Source organism: Winogradskyella immobilis, assembly GCF_021887715.1.
GTDB classification, from domain to species: domain Bacteria; phylum Bacteroidota; class Bacteroidia; order Flavobacteriales; family Flavobacteriaceae; genus Winogradskyella; species Winogradskyella immobilis.
Genome location: NZ_JAIQXX010000034.1, coordinates 1 through 6,639, shown reverse-complemented (window position 1 = coordinate 6,639; position 6,639 = coordinate 1). Strand labels below are relative to the sequence as shown.

Here is a 6,639-nt window from a genome sequence, read left to right as displayed (position 1 = left end):
CAAGTTTACGCAGTTGGAATTATATGTATTACGTAATTGGAATTGATATGCTGTGCGCAATCGATACGTGGGATTTTAGTCTGTTTGCGCAAAAAGAAAAACATGTGGCAACAATGCCTAAACGTAATGCGGAGTTTTGGGCTAAATCGAAATGTCTGCGTATATTTATAAAGTCGCTAAATCTTTTGGATTTAGCTTTGGACATGAAAAATTAAAAACTAAACAAAAAGCTTTAGCTCCGTGCGCAGTCGGAAACGTAACGTTTACTTGCTTCCGCACTACGCTTAGCCGAGACGTTGTGCATAATGCGGAAAAACAAGAAAACATTGAAAATTTGAACTAAAAAGCCAGCCACATAAATAGCACATTTGTTTTTTTTCCAACGCAAAAGCCAACGCTAAAAAAACAAAAGAGCTATTTTAGCCAACGCTCGACCAAACCAGCGAAATGAATGAATAAAAAAGACTTATCCGAATCTGACATAAAAGCGAAATTTATCACACCTGCAATTCTGAATTCAGGTTGGGACGAGCAAACTCAATTAGGACGAGAAATTTTCTTCACGGACGGTCGAATTTATGTGAAAGGAAAACTTACTGCAAGAGGTAAAAGAAAATTTGCTGACTATATTCTTTTCTACAAACCAAATGTTCCGATTGCCATAATTGAGGCAAAAGACAACAAACACAGCGTAAAAAGTGGAATTCAACAAGCTCTTGGCTACGCCAACACCTTGGATATTCCTTGCGTGTTTAGTAGCAATGGAGACGGATTTTATTTTCACGACAAAACCGCAACTGACGGAATAATTGAAAAAGAAATCGCCCTAAATGAATTTCCAAGTCCGGAAGAACTCTGGAAAAAATATAAAAAGTACAAAGAAATTGAAACTGAAGAAGTTGAAGAAATAGCCAAACAAGACTATTTTCAAGATAATTCTGGAAAAACACCAAGATACTACCAACAAATTGCAGTCAATAGAACTATTGAAGCTGTTGCTAAAGAACAAAACAGAATTTTATTGGTAATGGCTACAGGTTGTGGCAAAACTTACACCGCTTTTCATCTTATTTGGAGATTATGGAAAAGTGGTGCTAAAAAGCGAATCCTTTTTTTAGCAGATAGAACAGCATTAATTGACCAAACATTCCGAAAAGACTTTGCACCTTTTAAGGAAGCAATGACAATCATTAAAAAGAAAAAAATAGATACTGCTTACAATATTTATTTAGCATTGTATCAAGGTCTTTCAGATAGTAAATCCGAAGATGCGTACAAACAATTTAGTCCAGATTTTTTCGATTTAATCATAATTGACGAGTGCCACAGAGGAAGTGCAAAAGAAGATAGTAAATGGCGAGAAATTCTTGCTTACTTCAACAACGCAACTCACGTAGGTTTAACAGCAACACCAAAGGAAACGACAGAAGTTTCAAATATTGATTATTTCGGAGAACCAATTTATACTTATTCTTTAAAACAAGGAATTGATGATGGTTTCCTCGCACCTTACAAAGTTGTAAAAGTAACATTGGATATTGATGCAGAAGGTTGGCGACCACCAAAAGGATTTTTAGATAAAAACGGAGAACCAGTTGAAGATAGAATCTACAACAGAACCGACTTTGATAAAAATATTGTTGTTGATGAACGCAGACAATCTGTAGCGAAAAAAATAACGGAATTTCTAAAAGGCTATGACCGTTTTGCAAAATCAATTGTGTTTTGCATAGATATTGAACACGCAGAAGGAATGCGAACAGAATTGGCTAACGCCAATTCCGATTTATTCTCGCAGAACAATAAATATGTAATGCAAATAACAGGAGACAACGAAGAAGGCAAACGAGAATTAGACAGTTTTATAAATCCAAGTGAACCTTATCCTGTAATTGCAACCACTTCAAAATTAATGACAACAGGAGTTGATGCACAAACGTGTAAACTCATTGTTTTAGATAGTAACATTGGTTCAATGACTGAATTTAAACAAATTATTGGTCGAGGAACTCGAATAAATGAAGAATACGGAAAAACTTATTTTACAATTATGGATTTCCGAAATGTTACCAACTTGTTTGCAGACCCAGATTTTGATGGCGACCCAGTAATGATTAAGCAAGTAAATGAAGATGATGATTTAAGTGGTGCAGAAGATGAAACAACAGAAGAAATCATCACTGATATTTTAGATGGAGAAGAAATTGAATTTGATGAAGAACCTGATTACCCAGAAATTGAAGGTGGCGGAGAAATAATAGAAGGTCCAAGAGGAAAAATTCGAGTTAATGGAGTTCCTGTAAAAATTGTAAACGAACGCATCCAATATTTAGGGAATGACGGAAAAATAATCACAGAAAGTTTAAAAAATTACACCAAAAATAATGTAACAAAACAATATCAAACTTTAGAAAAATTCCTAAATCATTGGAACAAAGCAGAAAAGAAAGAAGCAATAATCGAGGAATTAGAAGAACAAGGAATTTTCTTTGATGCGTTAAAAGAAGAAGTTGGGAAAGATTTTGACCCTTTCGATTTGATTTGCCATTTAGCATTTGAAGCAAAACCTTTAACAAGAAAAGAACGAGCAAACAATGTTAAAAAACGAAACTATTTTACAAAATATGGCAAAAAAGCACAAACCATTATAAATAGTCTTTTAGATAAATATGCAGAAGATGGTTTATTGACTATTGAAAGCACAGAGGTTTTAAAATTAGACCCATTAAATAAATTGGGAACACCAATTGAATTAATAAAGGCATTTGGAGGTAAACAACAATATTTATCTGCAATAAAAGAATTAGAATCAGAATTATACAACAGCATAGCATAAAATGGCGAACGTAGGAGCAGTAATAACAAGTATAAGAAATATAATGCGTCAAGACAGAGGTATTTCTGGAGACGCTCAACGATTAGAACAGTTGGGATGGATGCTTTTTTTAAAAATCATTGATGATAAAGACCAAGAACTTGCACTTATAAAAGACAATTACGAATCAGTTATTCCAACCAAATTTCAATGGAGAAATTGGGCAACCGACACAGAAGGAATAACAGGAGACGAATTATTGGATTTTATTGATAGAACGACACAAAATGATAAAGGACTTTTTGCGACTTTAAGTACATTAACAAATCCTAAAAATCCAAAACGAGCAAGTATTGTTCAGCAAATTTTTGATGGTACAAATAACTTTATGAAGTCAGGTTATGAAATGCGTAAAGTTATTAATGAACTGAATAAAATTGATTTTAACAGCTCTAAAGACAAACAAGTTTTTGGTACTATTTACGAAAGTATTTTAGTAGAATTAAGAGATGCTGGTAACAAAGGCGAATATTACACACCAAGAGCAGTCACAAGGTTAATGACAGAAATGACTAACCCAAAACTGGGAGAAAAAGTACTTGACCCAGCATCGGGAACGGCTGGATTTTTAACCGAAGCTATTGATTTTGTTAGAGAAAATTATGTAAATACAGTTGATGATGAGCATATTTTGCAAAAAAGTATTACAGGTTGGGAATTTAAACCTGTCCCTTTTGTTTTAGGATTAACAAACTTAATTCTACACGAAATTGAAATTCCCGATTATCATTATATTGACAGTCTTAAACGAGAATATAATAGTATTGGGAGAAAAGACCAAGTAGATGTGATTTTGGCAAATCCGCCATTTGGTGCAAGTATTGCTGATGGTGTGGAAACCAACTTCCCTTCTACTTATCGTTGCAAAGAATCCGCAGATTTATTTGTGATTTTAATGTTGAAATTATTAAACCCAAAAGGACGTTGTGCAATTGTTTTACCTGATGGTTCAATTACTGGCGATGGTGTAAAAGCGAGAATTAGAGAAAAATTATTAACCGACTGTAACTTGCATACAATTATTCGTTTACCACAGAGCACATTTTTTCCTGCAACAGTGAGCACCAATTTACTTTTTTTTGAGAAAGGAAGTAAAACAAAGGATATTTGGTATTACGAGCACAAATTACCTGAAGGTCAAAAAAGTTACTCTAAAACAAAGCCTATCCAATATGAAGAATTTCAACCTATTATTGAGTGGTGGAAAAATCGTAAAGAGAGTGAAATAGCGTGGAAAGTAAATATCAATGATATAAAAGATTGGGATTTAGATATCAAAAATCCTTTTCAACAAGAAGAAGAAAAATTAGAATCTACTGATATTATTATAGATAAGCTACAAAGTTCGTTTCGCAATAGTCTAAGTCTTTTAGAAACTCTTAAATAATGATTGTGAAATTAGAAAAGCTTTTAAACAAATATAGAATTGAGACTCGTATAAAGGATGAAATTGAATACAGACAAGTAACTATTTCTCAACATACAGGTGTAAAGTTTAGAGGGAAAAAATTAGGTAACAAAATTGGACGAAAGAGACAATTTGTAGTCGACCTTAAACAATACCCTAATACTGTAATGTTTACAAGGCAAGGTTTAAAAGATGGTGCTATTGGTTTTGCCCCAAAGGAAGTTCACAATTGTATAGTAACTGAAAATATGCCGACTCTTTCTGTGAATACAGAAATTGTTGATATTGAATATTTAAAACGATTACTTAACTCAAACCATTTTTTAAAAAAAATAGATGAATTAACAATAGTAGGTAGTGCTCAAAAAAGCATTCACGAAAGAGATTTATTAAAATTAGAAATTGATATACCAAAAATTGATATCCAGAGAGAGATTGCAAAAAAAATAATTTCGAAAGAGGAGGATTTTTCATCTTTAAAAGATGAAATACAAACCCAAAAACAGCTTATCACCAATTATAAAAAATCTATATTACAGGAAGCTATTCAAGGAAAACTTACAGAAGGTTGGCGTAAAGAAAATAAAAATATTGAGCCTGCATCTGAATTACTTAAACGAATAAAAGGAAAAAAGGAAAAACTTGTAAAAGAGAAAAAGATAAAGAAGGAAAAGACTTTGCCAAAAATTTCAAAACAAGAAATTCCATTTGAATTGCCTAAAAATTGGTCTTGGTGTAAATTAGGAGATATTTGTAATAATATTACTTCAGGCTCAACACCTGCTAAAGAGTTTTTCGTTTCAAAAGATATACCTTATCTCAAAGTTTATAATATCAGAGATAATAAAGTTAATTTTGAGTATAAAGAACAATTTATCACAAGTGAAATTCATAATTCATCATTGCAAAGATGTAGACTGTTTCCAGGCGAAGTTATTATGAATATTGTAGGTCCACCATTTGGAAAAACTGCAATTATTCCAAATGATTATCCTGAATGGAATTGTAATCAAGCAATTGCAATTTTTCGTTGTATTGAAAAATCAGTTAATCCTTTTATCTATAAATTTTTACTTTCAAATCTTTACTTAAAAAATATGCACTTCAAAGGTGTTGCAGGTCAAGACAATATATCTGTTACGATGTGCAAAAACATAATATTTCCATTGCCACCTTTAGCAGAACAAAAAGTAATTATAGAAAAGGTTGAAACCTTATTGGCTAAATGCAATATTTTAGAAAAAGAAATAATCCAATGCGAGGTAAACTCTGAAATGTTAATGCAAGCAGTTTTAAAAGAAGCATTTGAAACTAAAGTAAAAAAAGAAACCAAAATCATCGACTTACCCGCTAAACCAACAAATATAGATTACTACAAACGTACTTTATTGGCAACCGAAATAGTTTGGCAACTTCAAAAAGAGCCAACTTTAGGTCATTTGAAATTGCAAAAACTAATTTATTTAGCACAAGAATCAAGCACAATGCAATTACCAACAAACTTTTTACAACAAGTTGCTGGTCCTTATGACCCAAAAATGGCTCGTTCTCTTGATAAACAAATGAAAACCAAAAAATGGTTTGAGTATAAAAAGTCAGAATTATTAAAATTTAAACCATTAGAAAAAGCTGGAGGACATAAAGCGGACTTTGAAAAGTTCTTTGCAAACGAGAAAGAAAGCATTCAGTATATAATTGACACTTTTAAAACCGCAAAATCTGACTCAATTGAATTGGTCGGAACTTTATATGCGTGTTGGAAAAAACTGATTGAGGAAAAACAAATGATTACGGACGAATTAATAAGTAAACGCTTTTACGAATGGTCAGAGGAAAAAGCCAAATTTGAGAAAAGCAGAATATTGAAAGCATTACGATGGATGGAAACTAAAGGAATTGTGCCTGAAAAAGCTAACGCTTAAAGCCATACACATTCGCAATTCGCTACAGCCAACGCTACGCCAAAAATTGCAAAAGAGTATGTCTTGCCAACGCTCAATCTGAACTAAATAACAAACATTGGAAAACCAAGCAGAACGTGAAAAGCACTATGCACAACAACGTGTATAAAACATAGCTATTATAAGCTTTCCGAGAGGTTTTTGTATATTTACAAAGTACACCAAATTTTTTATTTGGTTATATTTAGAAAAGAAAATTAAACATAAAAATAAAAAATTCGGCTCGTGCTAAATCCGAAAAGTTAGCTTTTATTTATACGCTACGTTTCATACACAAGACCGTTGTACACCATTTTGAAAAATGAACTTTCCTGAAATAGGTTGACTAAAAATTAATCATTTAATTATAGTCAATTATGAAACCACAAAAACAGCACTGGCGAAAAAAAAGCTAC

General features: G+C 32.4%; 4 protein-coding genes. All 4 read left to right on the top strand.

The window, feature by feature from the left end:
* The coding region (locus tag K8Z87_RS13495; RefSeq protein ID WP_227478107.1) for a hypothetical protein at positions 1 to 215 on the top strand (215 nt) is incomplete at its 5' end.
* 236 nt (positions 216 to 451) lie between these two features.
* Positions 452 to 2,836 carry an EcoAI/FtnUII family type I restriction enzme subunit R gene (hsdR, locus tag K8Z87_RS13490; protein ID WP_227478106.1) on the top strand — a complete coding sequence of 795 codons (2,385 nt, stop codon included), beginning with the start codon at positions 452 to 454 and terminating at the stop codon, positions 2,834 to 2,836.
* A gap of 1 nt (position 2,837) precedes the next feature.
* Positions 2,838 to 4,262 (top strand): class I SAM-dependent DNA methyltransferase, encoded by a 1,425-nt coding sequence (locus K8Z87_RS13485; protein WP_227478105.1) that lies wholly within the window; start codon positions 2,838 to 2,840, stop codon positions 4,260 to 4,262.
* Between the two features lie 5 nt (positions 4,263 to 4,267).
* The gene (locus tag K8Z87_RS13480; protein WP_227478104.1) at positions 4,268 to 6,205 is read left to right on the top strand and encodes a restriction endonuclease subunit S; all 1,938 of its coding nucleotides are present in this window, start codon (positions 4,268 to 4,270) and stop codon (positions 6,203 to 6,205) included.
* Positions 6,206 to 6,639: the final 434 nt, after the last annotated feature.

Bases quoted from the DNA above. Each gene is read 5' to 3' on its own strand.
- K8Z87_RS13485 (WP_227478105.1), top strand. From the start codon at position 2,838: ATGGCGAACGTAGGAGCAGTAATAACAAGTATAAGAAATATAATGCGT.
- hsdR (WP_227478106.1), top strand. From the start codon at position 452: ATGAATAAAAAAGACTTATCCGAATCTGACATAAAAGCGAAATTTATC.